This window comes from Agaricicola taiwanensis, from assembly GCF_014635245.1.
GTDB lineage: Bacteria > Pseudomonadota > Alphaproteobacteria > Rhizobiales > Methylopilaceae > Agaricicola > Agaricicola taiwanensis.
Map to the genome: position 1 here is coordinate 898,320 of NZ_BMCP01000002.1, position 26,166 is coordinate 924,485.

Below are 26,166 nucleotides of genomic sequence, written 5' to 3' on the forward strand. Positions count from 1 at the left end.
CGGCAACGGCTTGTTTACCTCAACAGCTTTTAATCAATCGCATCAAATTGGTGCGTATTTGAGTGAGTTGTCCCATGCGTAAGACTGTAGTTGCGTTTTCGCCGCGGACCGTCTCGCGGGTTGCGATTGTCAGCATCGCCGGCCTGATGGCTGCAGGCTGCAGCTCTGACGCGATGCGATTCTCCGGCGGCAGCCCCTTCTCGAACCCCTTCTCGTCGAAGCAGGAGCCGAATTACACCGGCTCAGTCGCGGCGGCGCCATCGTCAAGCGTTTCCACCGCTCCGCTGGGTCCCGTCAGCAGCAGCCCCTACGGGCAGGGGGGTTACCAGCAAGGCGGCTATCAGCAGCCGGCGAGCCAGCCAAACTACCAGCAGCCGTCCTATTCGCAGTCGAGCTATCAGCAGCCGAACAGCGGGGCGACCCGCATGGGCGCCGATCGTGACTGGTCGCTGCAAGGCGGCACGCCCATCACAGTTGGCCCGAACGACAGTCTCCAGACGATCTCATCGCGCTATGGCGTCCCGGCCAGCGCTATCGTCGCCACCAACGGTCTGTCGCCGACGCAAGCCCTGGCTCCAGGTCAGCGCATCACCATTCCGGTCTTCCGCCGCGCCGGTGGTGCCGCAACAGCATCGGTTGCTTCTTCGGCTCCGGCGCCTACGGTGACGGCATCGACCGCGCCGGCCGCTTCCCGCAGAGCAGGTGGCTCGCACACGGTGGGATCGGGCGAGACGCTGTTTTCGCTCTCCCGCACCTATGGCGTGAGCCATCGGGACATCGCGGCCGCGAACGGCATTGCTCCCGACGCGCAGCTACGCATCGGCCAAACCATAACGATTCCAGGCATGAACGGTTCGGCCTCGCAGGCCGTCGCGGCGGCGCCGAAGCCAGTGCAGCAGCAGCCCGCGCAGCAGCCGGGGACGCAGGTCGCATCGGCTTATGCGCCGACCGCCTCCGCCACGCCTTCGGTCGTTGCATCACAGGCAGTGCAGCAGCAGACGCCGCGGATGCAGGCGGCCACGCCGAAGCCGCAGGAGACGGTTGCGACGGTACAGCCCGTCGTCGCCCGGCCTGATGATACGGCGACGACCACTGCTGCGGCGTCGAACGGTGGCAAGCCGGACTTCCGCTGGCCGGTGCGCGGCCGGGTGATCTCCGGCTACGGCTCCAAGCCCAACGGTAAGCAGAACGACGGCATCAACCTCGCCGTGCCTGAGGGAACACCCATTCGGGCTGCCGAAAGCGGCACGGTTGCCTATTCCGGCAATGAACTTGCGGGCTACGGCAATCTGGTGCTGATCCGTCACGATGGCGGTTGGGTCACCGCCTATGCTCATGCCAGCGAACTGCTGGTGAAGAAGGGCGATGTGGTGCGGCGTGGTCAGGTGGTTGCCCGAGCCGGACGGTCCGGTGACGTCTCGGCACCACAGTTGCACTTTGAGGTGCGGCGCGGCTCCAATCCGGTGGATCCGCTGGAGCAATTGCCCCGCAGCTGATCTCAGGTCAGATCGACCAATGCCCGGCCCCAGCGCCGGGCATTTTTGTTTTAGCTACTGGACAAACAGACAGCGGCTCTTCAGAAAACAAAAATGCCCAGTTTTCGTACGACCCGCAGGGTCAATCATTCCGCCGCGAATATGTTCGACCTTGTGGCCGACGTTGAAAAATATCCACAGTTCGTGCCGCTGTGTGAAAGCCTTCGGGTGCGGCGCCGCGAAGAGCGAAACGGGCTCCCTTCGCTGGTTGCGGATATGACCGTCGCCTATACCGTCTTTCGCGAAACATTCACCAGCCGCGTCGCTCTTGACCGTCCCAATCTCTCCATTCTGGTCAACTATATCGACGGGCCGTTCCGTCATCTGGAGAACCGCTGGCTGTTCAAGCCGACCGAGGAGGGCGGCTGCGAGATCACATTCTCGATCGATTATGAGTTCCGCAGCCGGGCGCTTGCTCTTTTGATGGGAGCCGCCTTCGAGAAGGCGTTTCGAAAATTCTCGGCGGCATTCGAGGCGAGAGCGGACGCGATCTACGGCCGGGCCTGATCGCCATCGCCCAGGCTCCTGACGTGCTCTTCGAGCATCCGGAGTGCGGTCTTCACCGATTGACGGCGCACCTCGCCGCGGCCGATATCGCCAAAGTTGACCTTGCGGTGCCGAACCTCGTCGCCGAGCGCGGTGGCAAAATGGACGAGGCCGATCGGCTTGTGCTCGCTGCCACCACCTGGGCCGGCAATGCCGGTTATGGAGACGGATAGGCGCGCCTGGGAATGGGCGAGCGCGCCGGACGCCATGGCACGGGCGACCTCTTCGCTGACTGCTCCGAAGCGCTCGATAAGATCGGCGGGCACGCCGAGCGTCGTCATCTTGGCCTCGTTTGAATAGGTGACAAAGCCACCTTCGACGACGGTGGAGGCGCCGGGTGCATCCGTCAGCACAGCGGCCACAAGACCCCCGGTACAGGATTCCGCGGTGACGAGCGTCACCATATGGCTCTGGCACAGGTCCAGCAGTGCCGCAGCCTGCTCAAGCAGGTCCTGGGTTATCGGAGTGGTTTCAAGTTCGCCCATCGGGGTGCCTCAGTTCGCTGTGTCGCTGGTGAACGGCAATCGGAGCGTTGCGGTTGCCATGGCCGCGATTCCTTCCCCCCGTCCTGTGAAACCGAGGCGTTCAGTCGTGGTGGCTTTCACGGCGACCCGATCGAGCGGCAGCCCCGCGATCTCGGCGATGCGCCGGCGCATGGCATCCCGATGTGGACCGACCTTGGGCGCCTCGCACATGATGGTGCAATCAAGATGTGAAATCAGACCGCCGCGCGCCGCAACGCGCGACACAGCATCCTGGAGGAAGAGAGCGGAATCCTGCCCCTTCCACCGCATGTCGGATGGTGGGAAATGCGCCCCTATGTCGCCATCTGCCAAGGCGCCAAGGATTGCGTCCGTCAGAGCATGAAGGACCACATCGGCGTCAGAATGACCTGACAGGCCATCGGTATGGGGAATCGCAATGCCGCCCAGCACCACATGATCACCATCGACGCAGGCATGAACGTCGAAGCCGGTTCCTGTCCGCACGTCGGGACAGGCAAGGAATTGTTGCGCCCAAAGGCGTTGCTCAGCATCACGCATGTCTTGTGCCGTGGTCAGTTTCACATTGCCGCTATCGCCTTCAAACAAGCCGACCACATGGCCATGCCATGCCATAAGGGCGCCGTCATCGGTGAAGTCATCGCGCGCTGTTGCCACCGCGGCCTCATGTGCTTGTTGCAATGGCCTCGTACGAAAGGCCTGCGGCGTCTGGACAGCACGTAAACGATCGCGGTCAAGTGTCGGCCCTCTCGCATCATCGGGCGCGAGTTCGACGATTGTGTCGGTGAGGGCGATAGCCGGTACAGCGGCCTCGTAGGTCTCCAGCGATGCGATCGCACGATCGACCAGCTGAACACTGGCGAAAGGCCGTGCTGCATCATGCACGAGCACGCGATCATGAGAGGCAGCGTCAAGCGCCTGGAGCGCGTTGCAGATCGACTGTTGCCGCGTCTCACCGCCATGCACGACCTGCGCCTCACAGCCTTTTCCATCGATCATGCCTTCGATCCGGGTCACATCGTCGGGATGAGCGGCGACGACAATCCGGGAAACAGCGGGATGGCTGCGGAAGAGGCGGATCACCCGCGCTAACGCGCTTGCGCCGCCTGCCAGAGGCCGAAACTGCTTGGCCTCCGCCCCCGACTGCCGCGCGCGCCGCCCGCGGCCCGCGGCCGGAATGATGACTGCAACTTTACCCAAAATCGGCCCCGTGCGCTTTGTCTCTCATCCAATGGTCGAAGTTCTAGACGAGGCTAAGGCCCTTGTCTCTGCTTCAAAAAAGTCTATTGTGCGTGAAAAATAACCACAGCACAAACTTTAGACAACTTCATGCCCTCATTGCATATCGGCGACCTTCTTATCGCCAACCCCGTCGCCTTGGCACCCATGTCCGGGGTCACGGATATCATTTTCCGCAGGATTGCCGCTCGCCTCGGAACCGGTCTGGTGGTCTCGGAGATGGTGGCTTCAGGAGAGCTTGTCACGGGCAAGGAAGAAGCGCGCCTGCGTATGGACGGCGAGGGGATTTCTCCTCATGTGGTTCAACTCGCGGGGCGGGAGCCTCGGTGGATGGCGGAGGCCGCTCGTTTGGCGGAGGCCGCCGGCGCCGATGTCATCGACATCAACATGGGCTGCCCGGCCAAGAAGGTGACCGGCGGCTATTCCGGCGCGGCGCTCTTGAAGGATCTGGATCTTGCCGCCGCCATGATCGAGGCAACGGTTGCCGCGGTCGCGGTGCCGGTCACCGTGAAGATGCGTCTCGGCTGGGACGAGAATTCGATCGTCGCCCCCATTCTGGCCCGGCGCGCCGTCGGCCTTGGCGCCCGGCTGATCACCGTCCACGGACGAACCCGGTCTCAGTTCTACAATGGCACCGCCGATTGGTCGGCCATCGCCAAGGTCGTCGAAGCCGTGACATGTCCGGTCATCGCCAACGGCGACGTCACATCGCCTGAAAACGCCAAGGATATTCTCGCCATATCGGGCGCCAGCGGCGTCATGATCGGGCGAGGCGCGCAGGGCAGAGCCTGGCTGCCGGGCCTCGTCGCGCGCCATCTGGCGGGGGATATCGACGCCGTGCCTCCCTCGCTCAACGAACAATTCGAACTCGCGATCGAACATTATGAGGGGCTTCTCTCGCTGTACGGAGTGGAGATCGGGGTGCGGCATGCCCGCAAACATCTCGATTGGTATGTGTCGGCGGCCGCGGAAACTTGCGGCGCCGCCTTCCAGCCGGAACTGAGAGCGCGACTGATGACGGCTGCCTCGCCTCGAGACGCTCGCACGGCTCTTCGAGAGGCCTTCGATTCCTTGGGATGGAGGGCAGCCGCATGACATCCGACAATCAAATTTTAAAGCGGCAGGAGCGCAATGTGGAATCGGAAGCGATCATAAACGCGCTCCCGCACCCGATCCTCCTGGTGGACGCCAGTGACCGGGTCATCGGATTGAACGTCGCAGCAGAATCCTTCTTTTCGGCCAGCGCGGCTGTGCTGAAACGCCAGAAGCTTGACGAATTCATACCTTTCGGTTCGCCTCTTCTGACATTGGTCGATCAGGTGCGCCGCCGCGGATCGGCAGTCAACGAGTACCGTGTGGACCTCGGCACGCCTCGCATCGGAGTCGAACGGATCGTCGACATCTATGTGACGCCGCTTTCAGAAGGGCCGGGGCATGTCATCATCATGCTGCAGGAGCGGACCATGGCGGACAAGATGGACCGTCAGCTCACCCATCGCGGCGCGGTCCGGTCCGTCACGGCTCTCGCGGAAATGCTCGCCCATGAGATCAAGAACCCCTTGTCGGGCATTCGGGGCGCCGCCCAGCTTCTGGAGCAGTCGGTCGGCGACGAGGACCGGGCGCTGACGCGGCTGATCTGCGATGAGACCGACCGCATCGTAAAGCTGGTCGACCGGATGGAGGTGTTCGGCGACGAGCGGCCTCTGGAGGGCGATGCGGTCAACATTCATGTGGTGCTGGAGCACGTGAAACGGCTGGCCCAGTCTGGCTTTGCCCGCCACATCCGTTTCGTCGAGGAGTATGATCCCTCGTTGCCGCCGGTGACAGCGAGCAGAGACCGCCTGGTTCAGGTCTTCCTCAATCTGGTCAAGAATGCCGCCGAGGCCATCGGCGATGCGCCCGATGGTGAAATTCACCTCACCACCTCATTCCGCCCCGGCGTGCGCCTGACCATTCCAGGGACGCAGTCGCGCGTGAGCCTGCCGTTGGAGTTCTGCGTGCGCGACAATGGGCCGGGCGTTCCTGACGATCTGCTGCCGCATCTCTTTGATCCGTTTGTGACCACCAAACCATCCGGCACCGGCCTCGGCCTAGCGCTGGTGGCCAAGATCATCCGCGACCACGGGGGCGTCATCGAATGCGACAACCAACCCCGTCGCACCACCTTCCGCATTCTCATGCCCATTTATGCCGGTGATGCACAGCCGGCTGAGGACGACCATGCCGACTTCAAGACAGATACTTATAGCTGACGATGATGCCGCGATCCGCACGGTGCTGAACCAGGCGCTGTCCCGCGCGGGCTATGAGGTGCGCGTCACGGGCAACGCTGCCACACTGTGGCGCTGGGTGCAGTCGGGTGACGGCGATCTCGTCATCACTGATGTCGTCATGCCCGATGAGAATGCCTTCGACTTCCTGCCACGCATCCGCCGCCTGCGACCGGATCTGCCGGTCATCGTCATGAGTGCCCAGAACACTTTCATGACGGCGATCAAGGCGTCCGAGAGCGGTGCCTATGAGTATCTTCCCAAACCGTTCGACCTGAAGGAACTCATCCAGATCGTCGGCCGGGCCATGACGGAACCGAAGAACCGCCGCAGCCCCGCCGCAGGCGACGACAATGAATCCATTCCCCTCATCGGCCGCTCACCGGCCATGCAGGAAATCTATCGCCTGCTGGCGCGCCTGATGCAGACCGATCTCACCGTCATGATCAACGGCGAGTCAGGCACCGGCAAGGAACTGGTCGCGCGGGCGCTGCACGACTACGGCAAGCGTCGGCACGGCCCCTTCGTCGCCATCAACATGGCCGCAATCCCGCGGGAGCTCATCGAGGCGGAGCTGTTCGGCCACGAGAAGGGCGCCTTCACCGGCGCGCAAGCTCGCTCCTCCGGACGTTTTGAACAGGCCGAGGGCGGCACGCTCTTCCTCGACGAGATCGGCGACATGCCGATGGAAGCTCAGACCCGCCTGCTGCGCGTGCTGCAGGAAGGTGAATATACGACCGTGGGCGGGCGCACGCCCATCAAGACGGACGTCCGAATCGTCGCCGCCACCAACAAGGATCTTCGGATCCTCATCCAGCAGGGCATGTTCCGCGAGGATCTGTTCTTCCGGCTCAACGTGGTGCCGATTCGCCTGCCGCCCCTGCGCGAGCGCGTCGACGACGTGCCTGACCTGATCCGGCACTTCTTCTCGCTGGCCGAGCGCGAGGGGCTGCCGCGCAAGCAGATCGAAGCCGATGCGCTGGACCTGCTGAAGCGCTATCGGTGGCCGGGTAACGTGCGCGAGTTGGAAAACCTCGTGCGACGGCTTTCCGCCCTCTACCCCCAGGACACGATCGGGGCGGCGATCATCGAGGCCGAACTTGCCGATCCCGCCGAGGGATCCGTGCCGCTGGATGCCGCTCCGGCGCAGAGCCTGAGCGAAGCCGTGGAGCGGCATCTGACCGCGCATTTTGCCGAATACGGCAACAAGCTGCCGCCGCCTGGGCTCTATCAGAGAATTCTGAAGGAGGTGGAATATCCACTGCTTTCCGTGGCTCTGGCCGCAACCCGCGGCAACCAGATCAAGGCTGCGGAGCTTCTTGGCGTCAACAGGAACACGCTGCGCAAGAAGGTGCGGGATCTCGATTTGCAGGTTATCCGCTCAAGCCGGTGACCTGTCCAAAAGTTGTCGCATTTCGACAACAGTGTGCTTTGCGTGCATCATGATTTAGGGTTGGGCCTAGAATCGGTTGCATGCAAGGCTGGATCGTGACGGAAGCAACTACCCTTCAAAAACCTGAGCAAGAGGGAAGACCTGCTGCCGAACGGGAGCGGGGAGCCGGCCGTGCCGGTTTCCTCAGCGTTGCGCTCGCGCTTATTTCGGCGTTTTCGACCTTCGTCATCCTGGGTGGGCTGACATCGATCGAGCCAACGCACACGATCGTTGTGGCGACGCTCTTCATCAATCTCGCCTTCGCGCTTGTCCTCCTCGGCATCATCGCCCGGGAATTCTGGATCATCGCCCGGGCCAAGCGGGAAGGGTTCGCCGGCGCTCAGCTGCACGGCCGTGTCGTGGCCCTCTTCAGCGTGATCGCTGCCGTCCCCGGCATCCTCCTGGCTGTGGTTGCATTTGTAACGATCGACCGCAGCTTCGATAACTGGTTTTCGTCGCGCGTCCTGTCGATTTTGAACAATTCACTTGTCATCGCGGAGGCCTACCGCGACCAGCAGGTGAATACGATCACCGCGGATGCCTTCAATCTTGCGGCGACCCTTAATCGCAACCGCTTCATCTTCGACACCAACCGCGCCCAGTTCAACGCGGACTTTCAGGAACGGGTGGACTTCCGCGCCCTGGAAGGGGCCTTCCTGCTGCGATCGAACGGCGAGATCGTCCAGCGCGCGACAGCCGACATCGGTCGCGAATTCTCGTTGCCGCCACCTGGGACCATCATCCAGGCCGAAGGGGACTCCGCCCTGGTGCTTTCGCCGGGAAGCCAGAACCTCATCGGCGCGATCATCAAGCTCGACGCCTATGAGGATCTTTATCTCTTCGTTGCGCGTCCCGTGGACGAACGGGCAACTCAGCATCTGCGGTCGACGGAAAGCGCGGTGGAGGATTTTTCCGTCCTGGCTCAGCGTCGGCTTGGAGCGCAGGTGGCCTATGGCACCATGTATCTTCTCATTGCCCTGACTCTGGCACTGACGGCGATCTGGCTTGGGCTGTCCTTTGCCAACCGTCTCGTGTCGCCCGTGCGGCGTCTCATCACAGCGGCCGATCAGGTGTCCGGCGGCAACCTCTATGTGCAGGTACCGATCACCGGCGACGACGGCGGAACCGGCGACCTCGGCGGCCTCTCCCGCACTTTCAACAACATGACCAGCCAGTTGCGCGTTCAGCGCAACGCGCTTCTGGAGGCAAGCGAGCAGATCGACCGGAGGCGACGCTTCACTGAGGCCATGCTGGCCGGCGTCAGCGCTGGCGTGGTCGGGCTCGATTCTGATGGCAACATCGCGCTCCTCAACAAACCCGCCGCACGATTGCTTGCTGTCGATGAGAGCGAGGTCCTCGGCAAGTCCCTGAATCTGGTCGCGGGTGAACTTGCGGCTCTCTTCGATGAAGCGGCGAAAGGGCAGGGGAGACTGGTACAGGGAACGGTCGAGGTCTCTCGCGGCGGCCGCGACCGGATCCTCAATGCCCGTGTGACCTCGGAACAGGCCGCTGCCTCCGAGCACGGCTATGTGGTGACACTCGACGACATCACGGAACTTGTCAGCGCCCAACGCACCTCCGCCTGGGCGGATGTTGCCCGCCGTATCGCCCATGAGATCAAAAATCCGCTTACGCCGATCCAGCTCTCGGTCGAGCGGATCAAACGCAAATACGGAAAGGTCATTGTCGAAGACCGCGATATCTTCGATCACTGCACCGACACCATCGTGCGCCAGGTCGATGACATCAAACGCATGGTCGATGAATTCTCCTCATTCGCGCGCATGCCGAAGCCGGTGATGGCGATGGAGAACATTGCCGATGTGACGCGCGAGATCGTGGTTCTGATGCGGGTGGGCAATCCGGATGTGGAGATCACGCTGGATGTGCCGGAACAGCCGGTCGAGGTACGGTTCGATCGCCGCCAGGTCTCTCAGGCACTCACCAACATCATCAAGAACGCTACGGAAGCCATCGCTGCCCTGCCGGAGGCCGAACGGCAGGCGCCACGCGTCGATGTTCGCCTGACCCAGACGAAAGAGAAGGTGCAGATCGATGTCATCGATAACGGCGTCGGCTTGCCCGCGGAAAACCGGCACCGGTTGCTGGAGCCCTACATGACGACACGCGAGAAGGGTACCGGGCTGGGTCTTGCCATCGTGGCGAAGATTTTCGAGGACCATGGAGGGGGCATCGAATTGCTCGATGCACCCGCCGTCGCCAGCGGCGGCCGTGGAGCCATGGTCCGCATGTATTTTCCGACCGGCACCTCCGGTGCGCTCAATACCGCTAACGAGACGGGTGACTGACCATGGCAACCGATATTCTGATCGTCGACGACGAAATCGATATTCGCGAGCTTGTCGCCGGTATCCTCAGCGACGAGGGTCACGGCACCCGCGTCGCCAGCAACAGCGACGAGGCTCTTGCTGCCATCGGGCAGCGGCGGCCGCAGCTCGTCTTCCTGGATATATGGCTGAAGGGAAGCCGTCTTGATGGGTTGCAGATCCTTGAGGTCATCAAGGAACAGCACCCGGATCTGCCGGTCATCATGATCTCGGGGCATGGCAACATCGAGACTGCCGTCGCCGCCATCAAACAGGGTGCCTATGACTTCATCGAGAAGCCCTTCAAGGCCGATCGGCTGGTTCTGGTTGCTCAGCGTGCCCTGGAGACGTCGCGGCTGCAACGTGAGGTCCGCGATCTTCGCCAGCGTTCCGGGCAGACCGCACGGCTCGTGGGAAAATCAAGCATCATCAACCAGTTGCGTAGCACTATTGAGAGAGTTGCTCCAACCAACAGCCGCATCATGGTGAGCGGCGCTCCCGGCAGCGGCAAGGAACTCGTGGCGCGGACTCTCCATGGCAGTTCGGCACGCGCCAATGGGCCCTTCATTGTCATCAACGCCGCCGCCATCACGCCGGAGCGCATGGAAACGGAGCTTTTCGGCATTGAGGCGGCCGAGGGCCGACCTCGGGCGACTGGAGCACTGGAAGAGGCACATGGCGGCACGCTGTTCATCGATGAGATCGCGGACATGCCGCGCGAAACGCAGAACAAGATCCTGCGCGTGCTCGTCGATCAGAACTTCACCCGCGTGGGGGGAGCCACGCGCGTCCATGTGGACGTTCGCATTATTTCGTCCACCTCCCGTGATCTCAACGCTGAGATCGCAGCGGGGCTTTTTCGTGAGGATCTGTTCCACCGGCTTTCGGTGGTGCCGATCCGGGTACCGAGCCTGGCGGAGCGGCGGGAGGATATTCCCGAACTTGTGGAGCATTTTATCGAGCAGGTCTCGATGCAGACCGGTCTGCCACGCCGCCGCATTGGCGATGATGCCATGGCCGTGCTGCAATCGCACGATTGGCCGGGCAATGTCCGTCAGTTGCGCAACAACATCGAGCGCCTCATGATTCTCGCCAGCGGCGAGCCGGACGCCGTCATGACAGCCAGCATGCTGCCGTCGGAGGTAGGATCCATGGTACCGCCGCTGCCCAATGGGGCCGGTGGAGAACAGCTGATGGGACTGGCTCTGCGCGAGGCGCGGGAGATTTTCGAACGGCAGTATCTTCTGGCGCAGATCAGCCGCTTTGGCGGCAACATCTCGCGCACGGCGGAATTCATCGGCATGGAACGATCGGCCTTGCACCGTAAGCTGAAGGCATTGGACATCGGCTGATAGGGGCTCTTCATGAAGGTCGTCATATGCGGCGCAGGGCAGGTCGGCTTCGGCATCGCCGAGCAGCTTGCCGCCGAGAAGAACGACGTGTCGGTCATCGACAAGTCGCCGCAGTTGATCCAGTCCATCTCTGACAAGCTCGAGGTGCGCGGTTTCGTCGGCAATGGAGCGCATCCCGATGTATTGTCTCGCGCCGGCGGCGCGGATGCCGACATGCTGATCGCTGTCACCCTGCACGATGAAGTCAACATGGTCGCCTGTCAGGTGGCCCACTCACTATTCAACGTACCGACCAAGATCGCCCGCATTCGCGCCCAGTCCTACCGTGAACCGCATTGGAGCGATCTCTTCAGCCGCGAGCATATGCCCATCGACGTCATCATCTCGCCGGAGGTGGAGGTGGGTGAAACCGTGCTGCGTAGGCTGGCACTGCCCGGCGCCGTCGAGACGGTTGCCATGGCTGATGGGGCAATCATCGTCGCGGGCCTGCTGTGCGATGAAAACTGCCCCGTCGTCGACACACCGCTACGCCAGCTGACCGAGCTTTTCCCCGATCTGAAGGCAGTCATCATCGGCGTGAAACGGGGTGAGCGCCTTTTTGCACCCAGGAGTTCCGATGCCCTGCTCGTGGGCGATATCGCCTATGTAGCGACCGAGAGAGGGCAGGTCAGCCGCACGCTGGGAATATTCGGCAAGGAAGAGGTGCCGGCCAACAGGGTGATCATCGCCGGTGGCGGCAACATCGGCATCTACGTCGCCCGCGCCATCGAGGAGCGTTTGCCGCACGCCACCCTGAAGCTAATCGAGGCCGATCGGGCGCGAGCGGTTTCCATCGCCGACGACCTGAAACGGGGGATCGTGCTTCATGGCAGCGCCCTGGACGAAGGAATTCTCGAAGAAGCCGGCATCGGCGAGAGCGAGACCTTGGTCGCCATCACCAACGACGAAAAGGCCAATGTGCTAGCTTGCGTAATGGCGCGCTCGCTCGGCTGCGCCCGCGGCCTGGCATTGGTGAATTCGCCCTCCTACGTCACCCTTGCGGAAACGCTCGGCATCGATGCCCACGTCAATCCAAAGGCGGTGACGGTATCCAAGATCCTGCAGCATGTGCGGCGTGGGCGCATTCGATCCGTCCACGCGCTGGAAAGCGGAAAGGGCGAAATCATCGAAGCCGAAGCGCTGGAAACCTCGCCGCTGGTCGGCAAACCGCTGCGCGACGTCACGCTCCTCGGCGGCATGCGGATCGGCGCCATCTTCCGCAAGGACAAGGTGATATTGCCGCGCGGTGAAACCGTGATCCAGGCTCGTGACCGCGTCATCCTGTTTGCCGAGCGGGAATCCGTGCGTCGCGTTGAGCAGCTTTTCCGCGTCAGCCTCGAATTCTTCTGATCTTGAAAAAGGAAGCCAGCCGTGAGCCGCATCGCCTATGTGAACGGTCGCTACACACCGCACTCCGAAGCATGTGTCCACGTTGAAGACCGCGGCTATCAGTTCTCCGATGGCGTTTATGAGGTCTGTGAGATCCGCGATGGCCATCTGATCGACGAGACACGTCATCTGGTGCGCCTGGAACGGTCGCTGGACGAGCTTCGCATTGCGCGCCCCATGACGCGGGCGGCGCTGAAATGCGTGCTTCGGGAGGTCTTACGCCGCAACCGGGTGCGTGACGGGATTGTCTATCTCCAGGTCACCCGTGGCGTTTCCCGGCGCGATCATATCTTTCCGCCCACCCATGTGACGCCCGCTGTGGTCGTCACAGCACGCTCCCTTGACCCCTCCAGGAGCTCGAAAGCCGCCGAACAGGGGATTTCGGTCATCACGCTGCCGGACAACCGCTGGGACCGCGTGGACATCAAGGCGGTGAGCCTGCTGCCCAACGTTCTGGCCAAGCAGGCCGCCAAGGAGGCAGGCGCCAAGGAGGCCTGGTTCGTCGACGCCGACGGCTATGTGACCGAGGGAGCCTCGACCAACGCCTGGATCGTCACACCCGATGGAGAACTCGTCACACGACCGGCAGAGCAGGGTATCCTTCGCGGCGTCACACGAACCACCCTGATCGATGTCCTGGAGAAGAAGGGACTTCGTTTTGTCGAGCGGCCGTTCACGGTAGAGGAGGCAAAGAAGGCGAGGGAGGCATTCATCACAGCGGCGACCCAGATCACCATGCCTGTGGTGCGCATCGATGATACGATGGTCGCGGATGGCAAGCCCGGACCTGTGACACAAGCGCTCAGGGCGGTCTTTCACGACGTAGCGGAACGCCTGCCGATCTGACGCGGCACTTGCAGAAGGACGCATGGCGGCCTTTAATATGCCTCCATAAGTCCTGTCGTGATGATCTTTTGGTGAGCCCGGGGTGGCTGCCACGTCAGCGGGCGATAACGGGGGAATCTAACAAATCAATGGCCGAAAAAGCACAAAATCTCCAGGACACGTTCCTCAACCACCTGCGCAAGAACAAGATTCCGCTGACCATCTTCCTGGTGAACGGCGTCAAGCTGCAGGGTGTCGTTACCTGGTTTGACAACTTCTGCGTGCTCCTGCGGCGCGACGGACACTCGCAGCTTGTCTATAAGCACGCGATCTCCACGATCATGCCGGGTGCGCCCATTCAGCTGTTCGAAGGCGCAGAGACCGGTACCGAGAAGGCGTAGTTGTCGGGCCCTCTCTCCTTTGAGCTGCATCGCAGTTCAAATCCCACGAAGGAACATGCGACGGGGCGGTGCTATGTGCTCGTCCCCGTCGTCAAATCGCGCGCCGCCAGCTCGGCTGCGTCACCTTCGGCGCGGACCTCAGCGGCGCGCCTCGAGGAAGTCGCCGGACTTGCCCGCGCCATCGAGCTCGATGTCATCGGGCAGGGGCTGGTGCCGGTGACCACGGTGCGTCCGGCGACCTTTCTTGGTAAAGGCAAGGTCGACGAAATCGCGGGCCTGCTGCGCATCGATGACGTGGGTCTCGTCATCGTCGACGCACCGCTGTCTCCTGTCCAGCAGCGCAATCTTGAGAAGGCATGGAGCGCAAAGGTGCTGGACCGCACCGGGCTCATTCTGGAAATCTTCGGCCGGCGAGCGCGTACACGCGAAGGTTCTCTCCAGGTGGAGCTTGCCCATCTGAATTATCAGAAAAGCCGGCTGGTGCGCTCTTGGACGCATCTTGAACGGCAGCGCGGAGGATTCGGCTTTCTGGGTGGGCCGGGCGAGAGCCAGATCGAAGCCGATCGCCGGCAGATCCAGGAACGCGTCATCAAGATCGAGAAAGAGCTTGAGCAGGTCAAGCGAACCCGGGGCCTGCATCGCAGCGCGCGGCAGCGGGTGCCTTATCCGATCGTTGCTCTGGTCGGTTATACCAACGCCGGAAAATCAACGCTGTTCAACCGCCTGACGCAAGCCGACGTGGTGGCGGCCGATATGCTGTTCGCGACGCTCGATCCGACACTGCGGGCCGTGGAACTCCCTCACGGCCTGAAAATCATGCTGTCGGACACCGTGGGCTTCATCTCCGAACTTCCGACCATGCTCGTGGCCGCTTTTCGCGCGACGCTGGAGGAGGTGCTGGAGGCCGACGTCATTCTCCATGTGCGTGATGTCTCGCACGAAGACACGGAAGCCCAGGCCGGGGACGTTGTCGCCATCCTGGACGATCTTGGAATCGATCCGGCAGATCATCACCGATTGCTGGAGGTCTGGAACAAGATCGACGCCGTGTCCGACGAAGGTCGGCATGAGCTTTTTGAACGCGCCGCGCGGAGGGCAGGGGACGAGCGCGTGGCGCTCGTTTCCGCCGTGACCGGCGAGGGTGTAGACGCCCTGCTCGCCGAAATCGAGCAACGGCTGGTGGCCCACCGGATGGTGATCAGAATCACCGTGCCCGCGGCTGATGGCTCAGGCCTCAACTGGCTCTATCGGCATGGCGAGATACTGGATCGACGCGAGCTAAAAAACGGCGCTATCGATGTGCTCGTCAGGATGCCGCCGGAACGGCTCGATGAGACAAAACGGCGTTTCGACCTGCCGCCGGACCTTTCAACCTCGGAAGAGGAGTGACGGCTCAGGCCTTTTCGCGCCGTTTGGCTTCCTGCCAAAGTTCTTCCATCTCGTCCAGACTCGCCTCGGCCAGAGCCACATCTTTTTTCTTAAGTTCTTCTTCTATCACATTGAAGCGGCGAATGAATTTCTCGTTCGCACGGCGAGTGGCCAGTTCAGGATCGACATGAAGGTGGCGGGCCAGATTGGCAACAACGAAAATCAGATCGCCGATCTCCTCTTCAGCCGCGCGTCGGTCAGACTGGTCGATCGTGTGCTCGACCTCATCAAGCTCTTCGCGGATCTTGGCCAGCACCAGCCGGGCGTTGTTCCAGTCGAAGCCGACCTCACCCGCCTTCTGCTGAAGCGCGACGGCACGAGCCAAGGCAGGGAGCCCCGACGGAACGCCTTCCAGGAGCCGGGGAGGGGTATCCACTCCCTGACCGCGGCGTTCGGTCCTCGCGGCTTTCTCTTCCGCCTTGATGCGGTTCCAGATCGCTTTTACTTCCGATGACGGCAGGTTGCGTGCATCGCCGAAGACGTGCGGGTGGCGGCGCACCAGCTTTGCGACGATGGCTTCCACCACATCTTCGAAGGCAAAGCTTCCTTCCTCCTCAGCCATGCGGGAGTGGAACACCACCTGCAGCAGGAGATCGCCGAGTTCGTCCTTCAGATCGTCCCGGTCGCAACGGGCGATGGCATCGATCACTTCCGCCGCTTCTTCCAACGTGTAGGGAGCGATGGTGTCAAAGGTCTGCTCCAGATCCCATTCGCAACCGGATCCAGGCGTGCGGAGGGCCGCCATGATGTCAAGAAGACGCTGGATGTCCGGCTTTGATGTCATGGCATGGCTTCTTGCAGATGGGATGGGAAGGGATGCTGGCTCGACGATGATAGCCATAGCGGAATGGGGGGTGATGGCAATCCGAGAAGCGGGATCAAGGGAAAATGGGTCAGGGACCGCAGACGGTCCCCGCCGCCTTTTATGTCTTAGCAGAGGAGCCCTGGTCTCTGTCGGATGGCGTAGGCTTCTTCTGCTTTTCGTCCGACTTCCGCTCCAGTTCCCTGTCGATCGTGTCGCGCGATCCCTCAGCCGGATCGACCTGGGGAGGGGCGCGCTCTGGTTCCTTTGCCATATCTGTCTCCGTTGCGGTGAGGGCGTCTTGCCCATCGTCTATCAACCCGCGTCGCACCGTCGCCGGTTCCACAACCCGGACCAGACCGCCTTCATACGACGACCTCACGCGCCTCGTAGCTGCTTGCGCCGAAGACACGAAGATATCGCGCGATTTCAGCCGGGTCTCCTGTGGCCTTGACCGGATTATCGGACAGTTTGACCGCCGGGCGGCCGTTGGCGGATATCACCTTGCAGACGAGGGAGATTGCGTCGAGCCGGTCGTCGGGAATCGGAGCAAGTCCGCGAAAATCGTTGGTGAGGTTGGTGCCCCAACCGAAGCTCATGTCGACCTGCCCGGCGAAGTGGCGATAGGTTTGCTCGATTGTTTCGACGTCCATGCCGTCGGAAAAGATCAGCAGTTTGTCGCGAGGCTCCTCGCCGTGCTCCCGCCACCATTGCAGGATCGCCTCACCCCCTTCGATCGGAGGAGCGGAATCCGGCCGGAAGCCCTTCCATCGGGCAACCCAGGAAGGGCTGTTCCGCAGGAAGCTGGCCGTACCAAAGGCGTCTGGCAGCACCACCAGTAGATTGCCACCGTAATAGCGCTGCCAATCCTCAAGAACACGGTAGGGCGCCTGCCGCAGTTCCTCGTCGGTCTCGGCCAATGCGGCATAGACCATTGGCAGTTCATGCGCATTGGTGCCGATCGCTTCGAGATCAGCCTCCATGGAAATGAGGACATTGCTGGAGCCGATGAAGGCTTGCCCCAGGCCCTCCTTCAAGGCCTCCACGCACCAGCGCTGCCAGAGAAAGCTGTGGCGCCGGCGAGTACCGAAATCGGAAATCTTCAACCCCGGCAGCGCCTTAAGGCGCTGCACTTTATCCCATAGTTTCGATTTGGCCCGGGCATACAGCACATCGAGTTCAAACCGGCCGAACTGCTGAAGCGCCGATCGTGACCTCAGTTCGTTGATGATGGCGAGCGCCGGCACCTCCCACATGGTGGTTTCAGCCCAGCGACCGTGAAAGGTCAGTTCGAACTGACCGTCCACCCGTCGCAGGTCATAGTCCGGCAGACGGAAGTGTTTCAGCCAGGCCAGAAAGTCCGAACTGAAGATCTGCGTTCTGCCGTAAAAGCTGTTTCCCGCCAACCAGATGAGTTCCCGCTTCGAGAAACGGATCGTGCGGGCATGGTCCAGTTGCGCGCGCAGTTCTCCCTCATCGAGGTCCTCCGCGATTCTTGCGCTGAGAGTGCGGTTGATAAGCGAAAAGGTGGCGTCAACGTCAGGATGAAGGCGCCAGATCATCTGCAGCATCAGCAGCTTGTAGAAATCGGTGTCCAGCAGGCTGCGGACGATGGGGTCCAGCTTGAAGGTATGATTCCAGACGCGGGTGGCGATATCGGGGAGGGACATCATGAACCTGGCCAAGGGAGCGGGAGATCGCGCCCCGACAGGGAGCCCGACGCGAGGCCACAGTGCGATGCCTGACCGGACCATTCAAGGTGACCGGCCCTTTTGGAGCAGCCCGCGGATGCCAAGGATGGGACCAGCGACGCAGGTGCCGCCGCCATGGCGGCACCTCCCAGTTGGCGAGGACTAGTCTTTGAGATCGGCAGGAACTTTTCCGCCGTTCTCGGCGAGCTTCTGCATCAGTGCCTTGTGAAGCCACATGTTCATTGTCGCCGAGTCATTCGTATCGCCGGTGTAGTTCAGCTCCTTCGCCAGTTCCTTCCTGGCGCTCAGGCTGCTGTCGAGGTCCAGCGCCTTCATCAGGTCGACAATGGAGGTTCGCCAGTTGAGCTTCTGATTCTTCGAGGCAACTGCCTGCTCAAGAACGGCCGCCACATCCACAGTGCCACCGCCCGGTCCCGCCGGTTGTGGTGTGGGAATCGTCTGTGCTGCCGTTCTACCTTCCGGTGTCGCAGATGCACTAGCGGATGTTGGCATGGGAGCCGCTTCGGCGCGGCCGAAGATGGCATTCTTGATCGTGTCAAAGATCCCCATTTTTAATCTCCTGAACAGGTGGGATGGAACTATGTATGGGCGGCAAGCAGCTTGTTCTTGATGAGGCCGACAACGACCTGAACGATGGCCCCGGCAACACCGCCGCCGACCAACTGCCCGGCAAACGTCGCTATATCGAATCCCGCCGCAGTGTCTCCCATGGTTCCACCGAGCAGAGCTCCAAGCAATTGTCCGCCGCCAACACCACCGATCGCGCCGGCGATCAGATTTCCAATGTTTCCGAGATCAGAATCCTTGAGGACCTTGCCACCAGCGGCTCCGCCGGCAGCACCACCAATCAGTTGTGCGAGAATAGCTTCCATCGATCCCTCCATTTTGTAAAAATCCGCTGGTTCAGCGGACCGGAATTACCCTTAGCTGCAGGCGAGTGGTCGCGTACGAGGGAATGAGAGGGGAGGCAGCATTAGACAAGGATGCGAGTGGTAGGCAGAATCGGAAAGCAGACTGACACGCCGCTCCATCATTCCTTCCCACGGAATCTTCGGATGTCCGGCTCTCTGCCGCGTATCCTCCTTTGCTTGCCGACCATCGGCGCCCAAGCCTACGCATGTCACCGATCGCAAGACAACCACAAAATAGGCGAAGTTTCGCCGCTTTGCATGAGCGGGTGGCAACCGTGGAAGGGAATGAATGTGGCGGCTGAGGCTGGCGAGAGGAGCCCGTCAGCCTCACACATGAGTCGCATAAGATGTATTATGGAACTTTTTCATAGCTATTGCTGCGTGTGAGCTCTATCGCCAGCCAATCACTTCACTTCACTTCGCCGCGATGCCGCGCTCCTGCGCCAGACGTTTCCATTTCGCGAGCTCGTCGTGGACAAAGCTCGTGAACTCCGCCGAGGACATCGGTGCTGCGGCAGCTCCCTGCTTTGCCAGGAACGCCTCGGTCTCTGATCCGCCCATGATCTCATTGATGCCGGCGTTGAGCTTCTCCACGACGGCTGGCGGTGTCGCCGCCGGCACGAACACACCCCACCAAAAGGCCGTTGCCGCATCTTCCAGTCCGGCCTCAGCCACGGTCTCCACCTCAGGCAGGAGTTCTGACTTCTCCGGTCCCATCATGGCGATGGCCTTGAGTTGATCACCGGACAGGCTTGGGCGAACCTGCGTTACCGTGCCGAAATAAACGTCGGCGCGTCCACCGATCAGGTCGATCACCGCCTCAGAGCCACCTTTGTAATGCACCGGCGTCATCGTCAGGCCGGCGGCCGAGTTGAAGGATTCGGCGGCGAAATGAGTCGCGCTGCCCACGCCCGCGGTCGCGTAGAACATCTCCCGTGTCTTAGCTTCTGCAAGGAAGTCCCTAAGATTGCTTGCTTTTACCCGTGATCCGGCGACCATGACGATTTCGCCCTTGGCAGCCATGGCAACCGGCTGGAGGTCCTTGACGGGATCGAACGGCAGACCGGCCTGTGTCGCAGCGTTCGTCGTGTAGCCCGACGATACGAACAGGATCGTGTGGCCGTCCGCCGGAGCCTGCGAGACGTAGGCAGAGCCGATAGCCGATCCTGCTCCGGGTTTGTTCTCCACGATCGCCGGCTTGCCCCAGAGTTTGGCAAGGCCGTCGGCGAGATAGCGCCCCACGATGTCATTGGAGCCTCCCGGCGTGAAAGGCACCACGACCGTGATACCCTTGGTGGGATAATCCTGGGCAAGTGCCGGGTGCCCAACCAGGGCCGCCATGGCAAAGATGCACGCTTGCACCATCTTCATGTCTTCCTCCCGATTTTTATCTTTTTGCTAGTTCGACAGCACTTCCGACCGGCGGTTGAGCGGTCAAGTTTCCTCCGCTCCAAGGATCGTGGCGAAGCTCTCGAGCGGCTCTCGCGCGGTCCGATAGCCGTTCATCGGTGAAGCCAGATCCGCATAACCCAAGGACATGCCGGCGAAGACCATGTGGTCGGCTGGCAGATCAAGGAAGGCCGCGATGGTTTTCGGCCAATTGGCCCAGACTTCCTGCGGGCAGGTCGCCAGTCCCTCTCCTGCCGCAAGCAGCATCAGCGTCTGCATATACATGCCGAGATCGGACCACTGCGGCGGGCCGAGCCGGCGGTCGAGGCAGAAGAACAGCCCGACCGGCGCACCGAAGAACTGGTAATTGAGCCGCTCCAGCTGAGCCTGCCCGTTGTCGGCGCGGCCGATGCCGAGCGCTTCATAGCGCTGCACCCCCGCGGCACGGCGGCGGGCACGAAAAGGCTCCCAGAGATCTCTGGGATAAATCGCGTATTCGGCGGTCTCGCGTTCACCGGCGTCCAGCTTCGCCGTGATCAACTCCTTGAAGTGGCGGAGCGGCTCCCCGGTCAGAGCATAGACCCGCCACGGCTGCAGGTTGCCACCCGAGGGCGCAAGACGTGCGGCATCCATAAGGAACCGCACCAGGTGCACCGGCACAGGATCGGGCCGGAAGGCGCGCACCGCTTGGCGTTTCCTGACCGCCTCGAGCACATTCATCGTTCGCAACCTCCCCGAGTTCGTCCGAAGTATCCCCGGTATCACATTCATCCATTGCCAAAACGCATCCTATGACTAAAATGATTTAAAGCAATTAAGATCATCGGGAGGGTGTCATGCTTGAACGCACGCAGGCCGCCGCGACAGCCGAGCCGGACTTCGCCTTCACCCTGGCGGAGTTCGCGTCGAGCCTCACGCTGGACGCCCTGCCCCCGGATGTCATCGCGGCGGCAAAAACCAACATCTTCGACACACTCGCCTGTGCGGTGGCGGGCACCTCGGCTCCCGTGGTGGCCGAAACGCTTGAGCTCGTGCGCGAATGGGGCGGCGCGGGCCAGGCCACCGTGGTTGGTTTTGGCGACAGGGTTCCCGCACATCATGCGGCCTGGATCAATGGCACCATCGCCCATGCCCGTGATTACGACGACACGCACGACGAGGCGGTGCTGCACGCCGGCGTGTCCGTCGTGCCCGCGGCCTTGGCGGCAGCGGAGCTCTCGGGAACGGCAACGGGCGCGGATGTTCTGGCGGGTGTCGTTGCCGGCCTGGAAACCGTTTGTCGGCTTGGCGTCGCGACGTCGATCGGCATCATCGAGAGCGGCTACATGTATACGTCGCTGTTCGGCCATTTTGGCGCGACCGTCGCGGCCGCCCGCGTTCTGAGGCTCGACCGAGCGCAGACCATCAATGCGATCGGCATCGGCTACAGCCAGGTGGCGGGTAATCATCAGGTGACACGTGATGCCGCCCTCACCAAACGGATGCAGCCGGGGTTCGCCGCCAAGGCGGCGCTTGTCTCCGCCCAGCTTGCCCGCAAGGGCGTGCGCGGCGTACAGCACAGTTTTGACGGGCTCGACGGTTTTCTTCGTGTCTACCTGCGTGGCCTGTTCGATTCCGGCCGCCTTCGCGACGATCTGGGAACCCGGTTCGAGTTCCTGAACCTGAGCTACAAGCCCTATCCCTGCTGCCGCTTCGATCACACAGCGATCGACGCGGCGCTCGCGGCCAAAGCCGCGGGCGTGGAGGCCGCTGCGATCCGGCGTGTGGAGGTCGGCGTGAACCGACAGGCCTATCAGGCGGTTTGCACGCCGGTGGAGATCAGAAAGGCGCCCCGCACGATCGTCGAGGCGCAATTCAGCATTCCGTTCACGGTGGCGGCGGCTCTCGTCGACGGAGAGCTCAAGCTTTCGCATCTCACCGACGAGGGACTGCAGCGGGCCGATATCCTCGCGCTCGCTGCGCGCGTCGACGGCGTGGTGGACGACGAGATTGAGCGGGACTGGAGCCGCAACATCTCGCCGGCGCGTGTGCGGATCGAGCTGACTGACGGACGCATGATCGAGGAGCGGGTGGATCGCCCGCGCGGTGGAGCGGACAACCCCATGGGCGTCGCTGATTTCGACCGCAAGATGAACGATTGCCTGACCTTTGCGGCCATTCCGCTGCACGCGGATGCAACGGCGCGCCTTCGTGAAGCGGTGGAGCATCTCGGCGATGCTCCCGATATAGCGTCGCTGCTCGCGCCGGTCTGTCGGTGATGCAGGCGATCGCTGTCTCCTCTCTCCGCTTCCGCGATCTCGTCCGACCGGGCGAGGTGATCTCTTGGCCGCAGGGCACCGGTGAGCCGGTCACCCTCGTTCAGGCACTGGTGGCGCAGCGCCATGAGCTTCAACACGCGCGTCTGTTCGTGGGGATGCGGCTGACCTCCACGCTCCGCCCCGAGCATGTGGACGCCTTCCAGATTTCCGGGCTCAACGGCGCGGGCACCAACCGGCAGCTGACCGCAGCAGGTGTGATCGATCTCCTGCCGATGCATGTCTCGGGTGTCACAGCCGCGATCCGCGCCCGGCGGATCCCCATCGACGTGGTGCTGGTGCCGGTGCGGCCCGACGGCAAAGGTCGTTATTCGGTCGGCCCCATGGCGGACTATGTGCGTGCCATGGTGGAAAACGCGCGCCTCGTGATCGGCGAATTGAACGAGAACCTGCCGCTCACCGCCCAGGACGCAGTGATCGAGGAAGCCGACATCGATGTGCTCGTCCGGTCGCAAGGGCAAGTGGTCGAACTCGCCGATCCGGAACCGGCGGATATCGACGTGCGGGTCGCGAGCCATGTGGCGGCGCTTGTTCCCGATGGCGCGACCGTCCAGTTCGGCATCGGCAGCCTCCCCGTGGCTGTTGCGCGCGCCCTGTCAGGACATCGCGACCTCGGCGTTCACAGCGGCGTCATCTCCGACGCGGTCGTCGACCTGATCGAGAAGGGCGTGGTGACCAACGCCCGCAAGGGCCTGGATACCGGCGTGAGCGTCACCGGCGGCCTGTTCGGAACCAGACGTCTTTATGATTTCGCCGATGGAAACCCCGCCCTCCATCTCCGGAGCGTCGATCATACCCACAGCCAGGCCGTGCTTGGCACGCTTCACGCCCTGCATGCCGTCAACGGTGCGGTGGAGGTGGATCTCAGCGGCCAGATCAATGCCGAAACGGCGGCGGGGCGCTATCTCGGCGCGGTCGGCGGCCAGGTGGATTTTGTACGCGGTGCCCTCAGCTCGCCCGGCGGAAAGTCCATCATCGCCCTCCCCTCGGCCACACCGGATGAATCGCGGTCGCGCATCGTTCCGCGCCTCGCTGAAGCGGTGGTGACGACCCCCCGCAGCGATGCCGGCTATGTGGTCACCGAATATGGTGCGGCGGATCTGCGTGACCAGACACTGGCGGAGCGAGCGCGACGGCTGATCGCGGTCGCCCATCCGAAATTTCGTGACGAACTCTGGCGCGAATGCCGGCCGGTGCTGGTCGCGGGCGCGGTGCTGCCGGTGCAGGATAAGGAACCGGCATCATGAGCACCGGCATCATCATAGAACACCTGGACAGCCAGATCGTGCGCCTGACGCTCGACCGGCCCGAGCGGATGAACGCCCTCGGATCTGAAATGACTCAGGCCCTGATCGCCGCGGTGGAGGAGTTGGCTGGAACGGACACGCGCGTCCTCCTGATCACCGGCGAGGGCCGGAGCTTCTGCGCCGGAGCCGACCTCAAGGAGCGCAAGGGAATGGATCACGATCAGCGGATCGCTCACAATCGCGCCATCAATGGTGCGATCAACGCGGTGGCGGCACTGCCTTTCGTGACAGTCGCAGTTGTCAACGGCGCGGCGCTGGGCGGAGGATGCGAGCTCATGCTCGCCTGCGATATGCGTCTGGCCGCGGCGAGTGCCACCATGGGCCTCACCGAGAGCAGGATCGGCGCCTTTCCCGGGGCGGGCGGCACCCAGCGGCTGCCAAGGCTGATCGGGGCTGCACCCGCGCTTGAAATGATGTTCACCGCTGATCCTGTCAGCGCGGAGCGCGCCGAACGGCTCGGGCTCGTCAATGAAGTCGTCGCACCCGAGCGCTTGCAGGAGCGCTCATTGGAACTGGCCCGGCACCTTGCCTCCCGCTCGCCGGCAGCACAGAGGGCAATAAAGAGGCTGGTCTACGGCGGCGTGGAGCTGCCGCTGGCGGAGGGGCTCGCCAAGGAGCGCGCCGAACTTTCAGCTATCTTCAGTTCTGCCGATTATGCCGAAGGCCTCGCCGCTTTCGCCGAAAAAAGGTCGCCGCGTTTCTCATGAACAATCACACCCTGCCCGACAGTCCGGCGAGTTATTCCAGCAAGGCGGAGCAGATCGCCCAGGCCCTGCTGGCCTGGATCGCCACGTCCAAGCTTGGGCCCGGCGACACTCTCGCCACCGAGGCAGAGCTCCTCGCTCAGTTCGGGGTTAGCCGCCCCACCCTCCGAGAGAGCCTGCGCATCTTGGAATCGCAGGAGGTGATCCGGCTCAGGCCCGGTCCCGGCGGCGGTATCCTGGTGCGGCGTCCCAGCGTCGATACGCTCGCTCACAGCTTCTCGGTGTTCCTGAGACTGAACGATGTACCCTTCATCGAGGTACTGAAGGCGCGCGAGGCCATCGAGCCGGCTCTCGCCGCCGAGGCCGCCCTCAACGGCGAGGAAGTGCTGTTCGAGGAGATGCAGCAATCGATCGTCCGGATGAAACAAGCCGACATGAGCGATGAGGCCTTCGTTGCGGAGAACCGGATGTTCCACCGCCTGGTGGCGCAGGCGAGCGGCAACGAGGTGCTGAAGACGTTTTGGGAAGCGATCAGCATCATGGCAAGCGGCGAGCATCACGGCATCCGTTATTCCTTCGGCAACCGCAGGCACATCGCTCAAGCCCACCAGGCGATCCTCGATGCCTGCCGTCGTCGGGATGCTCAGGGCGCCTCGAGCGCCATGGCCAGCCATGTTGGTGAACTGGAGCACCTCGTGCGGACCCGTTACATGCACCTGCTCGAACAGCCCACGCAGGTGACCGTCCGGACGCGCCGGCCCTCGGCCCAGGTCGCGGGCTCCGCCACCCGAAAGGAGCAGCCGTGATTCCCGCTGAAGGATGCAATGTACGCAGCGATGCGATGAGGTCCTATCTTTTCGTTCCCGGCGACGATGAGCGCAAGCTCATAAAATCGCTCAATTCCGGCGCGGATGCGCTGATCCTGGACCTTGAGGACGCCGTTGCGCCGGACCGCAAGCGGCTGGCGTGCGAGATGGTGGCGGAGTTCGTGGTCGCTCATCGCGGTACGATGGCCCCTCCCCTTTTCATCCGTGTCAATGGACTCGACACTGGCCTGTTGATCCCGGACTTAGCGATCGTGACGCGCAGTGCCCCGGTCGGCATCATGCTGCCGAAATGCAGCGGTGCCGCGGATGTCGCACTGGTGTCGGGCTATCTCGATGCGCTGGAGGTCCGCGACGGGGTAGAGCCCGGCTCGATCCGCCTGTTCCCCATCATTACCGAGGAGGCGCGGGCACTTGCGGGATCTGCAGGTTACCATCAGGCGCCCCGACGCCTCACCGCAATGCTCTGGGGCGGTGAGGACCTGGCCGCCGACATCGGTGCTTTCGCGAACCGTACGCCCTCGGGAGACTATCATTTTCCGTTCCAGATGGCGCGTGCCTTCTGCCTCTTCGCGTCGGCGGCCGCCGGCGTGGCGGCGGTGGACGCGGTCTATACCGACTTTCGTGACATGGCGGGACTGGCGGCTGAGGCGAAGGTCGCTGCCGAGACCGGCTTCTCGGGCAAGGCCGCCATCCACCCGGCGCAGGTGGAGGTGATCAACCGCGCTTTCACACCTGACGCTGAAGCAATCCAATGGGCGGAGGCAGTGCTCGCCGCCTTTGCCGGGAAAAGTGCAAGCGGCGTCGCCTCCCTTGACGGCAAGATGCTCGATCGGCCGCACCTGCGCCTCGCGGAACGGCTGATCGCGCGCGCCAAACCTCCCGTGCGCTGAATGCGCCACGTTTTCAGACCAGG

At 62.6% G+C, this 26,166-nt stretch carries 25 protein-coding genes; 17 read left to right on the forward strand and 8 right to left on the reverse strand.

The window, feature by feature from the left end:
- The first annotated feature begins 74 nt into the window (after window positions 1–74).
- Complete coding sequence (locus tag IEV58_RS11625) at window positions 75–1,496, forward strand: peptidoglycan DD-metalloendopeptidase family protein (protein WP_188409887.1); 1,422 nt, start codon at window positions 75–77, stop codon at window positions 1,494–1,496.
- Window positions 1,497–1,589: 93 nt separating this feature from the next.
- On the forward strand, window positions 1,590–2,042 hold the full coding sequence (locus IEV58_RS11630; protein WP_188409888.1) for a type II toxin-antitoxin system RatA family toxin: 453 nt from the start codon (window positions 1,590–1,592) through the stop codon (window positions 2,040–2,042).
- Here IEV58_RS11630 and IEV58_RS11635 read toward each other — a convergent pair.
- Together IEV58_RS11635 and IEV58_RS11640 are read right to left on the reverse strand one after the other, a co-directional pair.
- Window positions 2,027–2,566 carry a CinA family protein gene (locus tag IEV58_RS11635; protein WP_188409889.1) on the reverse strand — a complete coding sequence of 180 codons (540 nt, stop codon included), beginning with the start codon at window positions 2,564–2,566 and terminating at the stop codon, window positions 2,027–2,029. The two genes, IEV58_RS11630 and IEV58_RS11635, sit on opposite strands and share 16 nt — an antisense overlap.
- Before the next feature lie 9 nt (window positions 2,567–2,575).
- Window positions 2,576–3,784 carry a bifunctional 2-C-methyl-D-erythritol 4-phosphate cytidylyltransferase/2-C-methyl-D-erythritol 2,4-cyclodiphosphate synthase gene (locus IEV58_RS11640; protein ID WP_229729378.1) on the reverse strand — a complete coding sequence of 403 codons (1,209 nt, stop codon included), beginning with the start codon at window positions 3,782–3,784 and terminating at the stop codon, window positions 2,576–2,578.
- 129 nt (window positions 3,785–3,913) lie between these two features.
- Here IEV58_RS11640 and dusB point away from each other — a divergent pair, with 129 nt between their 5' ends.
- The 9 genes from dusB to hflX all read left to right on the forward strand — a co-directional run bounded on the left by dusB (window position 3,914) and on the right by hflX (window position 15,247).
- Window positions 3,914–4,918 (forward strand): tRNA dihydrouridine synthase DusB, encoded by a 1,005-nt coding sequence (gene dusB, locus IEV58_RS11645; protein WP_188409890.1) that lies wholly within the window; start codon window positions 3,914–3,916, stop codon window positions 4,916–4,918.
- Window positions 4,915–6,075: a two-component system sensor histidine kinase NtrB gene (locus tag IEV58_RS11650; RefSeq protein ID WP_188409891.1), complete on the forward strand. Its 1,161-nt coding sequence runs from the start codon at window positions 4,915–4,917 to the stop codon at window positions 6,073–6,075. The genes dusB and IEV58_RS11650 overlap by 4 nt, the downstream gene beginning before the upstream one ends.
- Window positions 6,044–7,486: a nitrogen regulation protein NR(I) gene (gene ntrC, locus IEV58_RS11655; RefSeq protein WP_188409892.1), complete on the forward strand. Its 1,443-nt coding sequence runs from the start codon at window positions 6,044–6,046 to the stop codon at window positions 7,484–7,486. The genes IEV58_RS11650 and ntrC overlap by 32 nt, the downstream gene beginning before the upstream one ends.
- An 80-nt stretch (window positions 7,487–7,566) precedes the next feature.
- On the forward strand, window positions 7,567–9,834 hold the full coding sequence (locus IEV58_RS11660) for a sensor histidine kinase NtrY-like (protein ID WP_188409893.1): 2,268 nt from the start codon (window positions 7,567–7,569) through the stop codon (window positions 9,832–9,834).
- Window positions 9,835–9,836: 2 nt separating this feature from the next.
- Window positions 9,837–11,204, forward strand: a complete 1,368-nt coding sequence (ntrX, locus tag IEV58_RS11665) for a nitrogen assimilation response regulator NtrX (protein WP_188409894.1) — start codon at window positions 9,837–9,839, stop codon at window positions 11,202–11,204.
- Window positions 11,205–11,216: 12 nt separating this feature from the next.
- Complete coding sequence (gene trkA / locus IEV58_RS11670; protein WP_188409895.1) at window positions 11,217–12,593, forward strand: Trk system potassium transporter TrkA; 1,377 nt, start codon at window positions 11,217–11,219, stop codon at window positions 12,591–12,593.
- A 21-nt stretch (window positions 12,594–12,614) separates the two neighbouring features.
- The gene (locus IEV58_RS11675) at window positions 12,615–13,478 is read left to right on the forward strand and encodes a D-amino-acid transaminase (protein ID WP_188409896.1); all 864 of its coding nucleotides are present in this window, start codon (window positions 12,615–12,617) and stop codon (window positions 13,476–13,478) included.
- 128 nt (window positions 13,479–13,606) lie between these two features.
- On the forward strand, window positions 13,607–13,858 hold the full coding sequence (gene hfq / locus IEV58_RS11680) for an RNA chaperone Hfq (protein WP_188409897.1): 252 nt from the start codon (window positions 13,607–13,609) through the stop codon (window positions 13,856–13,858).
- Window positions 13,859–15,247 carry a GTPase HflX gene (hflX, locus tag IEV58_RS11685; protein ID WP_188409898.1) on the forward strand — a complete coding sequence of 463 codons (1,389 nt, stop codon included), beginning with the start codon at window positions 13,859–13,861 and terminating at the stop codon, window positions 15,245–15,247.
- Window positions 15,248–15,251: 4 nt separating this feature from the next.
- Here hflX and mazG read toward each other — a convergent pair whose 3' ends face one another.
- From mazG to IEV58_RS11705, 4 genes are all read right to left on the reverse strand, one after another.
- Window positions 15,252–16,070 carry a nucleoside triphosphate pyrophosphohydrolase gene (mazG, locus tag IEV58_RS11690; RefSeq protein WP_188409899.1) on the reverse strand — a complete coding sequence of 273 codons (819 nt, stop codon included), beginning with the start codon at window positions 16,068–16,070 and terminating at the stop codon, window positions 15,252–15,254.
- Window positions 16,071–16,209: 139 nt separating this feature from the next.
- Complete coding sequence (locus tag IEV58_RS11695; RefSeq protein WP_188409900.1) at window positions 16,210–16,362, reverse strand: hypothetical protein; 153 nt, start codon at window positions 16,360–16,362, stop codon at window positions 16,210–16,212.
- Window positions 16,363–16,453: 91 nt separating this feature from the next.
- Window positions 16,454–17,761 carry a nicotinate phosphoribosyltransferase gene (gene pncB / locus IEV58_RS11700; RefSeq protein WP_229729379.1) on the reverse strand — a complete coding sequence of 436 codons (1,308 nt, stop codon included), beginning with the start codon at window positions 17,759–17,761 and terminating at the stop codon, window positions 16,454–16,456.
- A gap of 180 nt (window positions 17,762–17,941) precedes the next feature.
- Complete coding sequence (locus tag IEV58_RS11705; RefSeq protein WP_188409901.1) at window positions 17,942–18,349, reverse strand: DUF3597 domain-containing protein; 408 nt, start codon at window positions 18,347–18,349, stop codon at window positions 17,942–17,944.
- A 35-nt stretch (window positions 18,350–18,384) separates the two neighbouring features.
- Here IEV58_RS11705 and IEV58_RS11710 point away from each other — a divergent pair, with 35 nt between their 5' ends.
- Window positions 18,385–18,759 (forward strand): hypothetical protein, encoded by a 375-nt coding sequence (locus IEV58_RS11710; protein ID WP_188409902.1) that lies wholly within the window; start codon window positions 18,385–18,387, stop codon window positions 18,757–18,759.
- A gap of 366 nt (window positions 18,760–19,125) precedes the next feature.
- Here IEV58_RS11710 and IEV58_RS11715 read toward each other — a convergent pair whose 3' ends face one another.
- Both IEV58_RS11715 and IEV58_RS11720 read right to left on the reverse strand, forming a co-directional pair.
- Window positions 19,126–20,082, reverse strand: a complete 957-nt coding sequence (locus IEV58_RS11715) for a Bug family tripartite tricarboxylate transporter substrate binding protein (protein WP_188409903.1) — start codon at window positions 20,080–20,082, stop codon at window positions 19,126–19,128.
- A 63-nt stretch (window positions 20,083–20,145) separates the two neighbouring features.
- Window positions 20,146–20,820 carry a nitroreductase gene (locus IEV58_RS11720; protein ID WP_188409904.1) on the reverse strand — a complete coding sequence of 225 codons (675 nt, stop codon included), beginning with the start codon at window positions 20,818–20,820 and terminating at the stop codon, window positions 20,146–20,148.
- 116 nt (window positions 20,821–20,936) lie between these two features.
- Between IEV58_RS11720 and IEV58_RS11725 the strand changes: the two genes are divergently transcribed.
- Genes IEV58_RS11725 through IEV58_RS11745 form a run of 5 tightly spaced genes read left to right on the forward strand, consistent with a single transcriptional unit; the run spans window position 20,937 to window position 26,143 of the window.
- Window positions 20,937–22,358: an MmgE/PrpD family protein gene (locus IEV58_RS11725; protein WP_188409905.1), complete on the forward strand. Its 1,422-nt coding sequence runs from the start codon at window positions 20,937–20,939 to the stop codon at window positions 22,356–22,358.
- Window positions 22,358–23,662: an acetyl-CoA hydrolase/transferase family protein gene (locus IEV58_RS11730; RefSeq protein ID WP_188409906.1), complete on the forward strand. Its 1,305-nt coding sequence runs from the start codon at window positions 22,358–22,360 to the stop codon at window positions 23,660–23,662. Before IEV58_RS11725 ends, IEV58_RS11730 begins: the two co-directional genes overlap by 1 nt.
- Complete coding sequence (locus IEV58_RS11735) at window positions 23,659–24,429, forward strand: enoyl-CoA hydratase/isomerase family protein (protein WP_188409907.1); 771 nt, start codon at window positions 23,659–23,661, stop codon at window positions 24,427–24,429. Before IEV58_RS11730 ends, IEV58_RS11735 begins: the two co-directional genes overlap by 4 nt.
- The gene (locus IEV58_RS11740) at window positions 24,426–25,232 is read left to right on the forward strand and encodes a FadR/GntR family transcriptional regulator (protein WP_188409908.1); all 807 of its coding nucleotides are present in this window, start codon (window positions 24,426–24,428) and stop codon (window positions 25,230–25,232) included. Before IEV58_RS11735 ends, IEV58_RS11740 begins: the two co-directional genes overlap by 4 nt.
- Before the next feature lie 35 nt (window positions 25,233–25,267).
- Window positions 25,268–26,143 (forward strand): HpcH/HpaI aldolase/citrate lyase family protein, encoded by an 876-nt coding sequence (locus tag IEV58_RS11745; protein ID WP_188409909.1) that lies wholly within the window; start codon window positions 25,268–25,270, stop codon window positions 26,141–26,143.
- Window positions 26,144–26,166 lie beyond the last annotated feature (23 nt).

Excerpts from the sequence above, each read along its gene's own strand:
- IEV58_RS11625 (WP_188409887.1), top strand. The coding sequence starts at position 75 with ATGCGTAAGACTGTAGTTGCGTTTTCGCCGCGGACCGTCTCGCGGGTT.
- IEV58_RS11630 (WP_188409888.1), top strand. The coding sequence starts at position 1,590 with ATGCCCAGTTTTCGTACGACCCGCAGGGTCAATCATTCCGCCGCGAAT.
- IEV58_RS11635 (WP_188409889.1), bottom strand. The coding sequence starts at position 2,566 with ATGGGCGAACTTGAAACCACTCCGATAACCCAGGACCTGCTTGAGCAG.
- dusB (WP_188409890.1), top strand. The coding sequence starts at position 3,914 with ATGCCCTCATTGCATATCGGCGACCTTCTTATCGCCAACCCCGTCGCC.
- IEV58_RS11650 (WP_188409891.1), top strand. The coding sequence starts at position 4,915 with ATGACATCCGACAATCAAATTTTAAAGCGGCAGGAGCGCAATGTGGAA.
- ntrC (WP_188409892.1), top strand. The coding sequence starts at position 6,044 with ATGCCGACTTCAAGACAGATACTTATAGCTGACGATGATGCCGCGATC.
- IEV58_RS11660 (WP_188409893.1), top strand. The coding sequence starts at position 7,567 with ATGCAAGGCTGGATCGTGACGGAAGCAACTACCCTTCAAAAACCTGAG.
- ntrX (WP_188409894.1), top strand. The coding sequence starts at position 9,837 with ATGGCAACCGATATTCTGATCGTCGACGACGAAATCGATATTCGCGAG.
- trkA (WP_188409895.1), top strand. The coding sequence starts at position 11,217 with ATGAAGGTCGTCATATGCGGCGCAGGGCAGGTCGGCTTCGGCATCGCC.
- hfq (WP_188409897.1), top strand. The coding sequence starts at position 13,607 with ATGGCCGAAAAAGCACAAAATCTCCAGGACACGTTCCTCAACCACCTG.
- mazG (WP_188409899.1), bottom strand. The coding sequence starts at position 16,070 with ATGACATCAAAGCCGGACATCCAGCGTCTTCTTGACATCATGGCGGCC.
- IEV58_RS11695 (WP_188409900.1), bottom strand. The coding sequence starts at position 16,362 with ATGGCAAAGGAACCAGAGCGCGCCCCTCCCCAGGTCGATCCGGCTGAG.
- pncB (WP_229729379.1), bottom strand. The coding sequence starts at position 17,761 with ATGATGTCCCTCCCCGATATCGCCACCCGCGTCTGGAATCATACCTTC.
- IEV58_RS11705 (WP_188409901.1), bottom strand. The coding sequence starts at position 18,349 with ATGGGGATCTTTGACACGATCAAGAATGCCATCTTCGGCCGCGCCGAA.
- IEV58_RS11710 (WP_188409902.1), top strand. The coding sequence starts at position 18,385 with ATGGGCGGCAAGCAGCTTGTTCTTGATGAGGCCGACAACGACCTGAAC.
- IEV58_RS11715 (WP_188409903.1), bottom strand. The coding sequence starts at position 20,082 with ATGAAGATGGTGCAAGCGTGCATCTTTGCCATGGCGGCCCTGGTTGGG.
- IEV58_RS11720 (WP_188409904.1), bottom strand. The coding sequence starts at position 20,820 with ATGAATGTGCTCGAGGCGGTCAGGAAACGCCAAGCGGTGCGCGCCTTC.
- IEV58_RS11725 (WP_188409905.1), top strand. The coding sequence starts at position 20,937 with ATGCTTGAACGCACGCAGGCCGCCGCGACAGCCGAGCCGGACTTCGCC.
- IEV58_RS11730 (WP_188409906.1), top strand. The coding sequence starts at position 22,358 with ATGCAGGCGATCGCTGTCTCCTCTCTCCGCTTCCGCGATCTCGTCCGA.
- IEV58_RS11735 (WP_188409907.1), top strand. The coding sequence starts at position 23,659 with ATGAGCACCGGCATCATCATAGAACACCTGGACAGCCAGATCGTGCGC.
- IEV58_RS11740 (WP_188409908.1), top strand. The coding sequence starts at position 24,426 with ATGAACAATCACACCCTGCCCGACAGTCCGGCGAGTTATTCCAGCAAG.
- IEV58_RS11745 (WP_188409909.1), top strand. The coding sequence starts at position 25,268 with ATGAGGTCCTATCTTTTCGTTCCCGGCGACGATGAGCGCAAGCTCATA.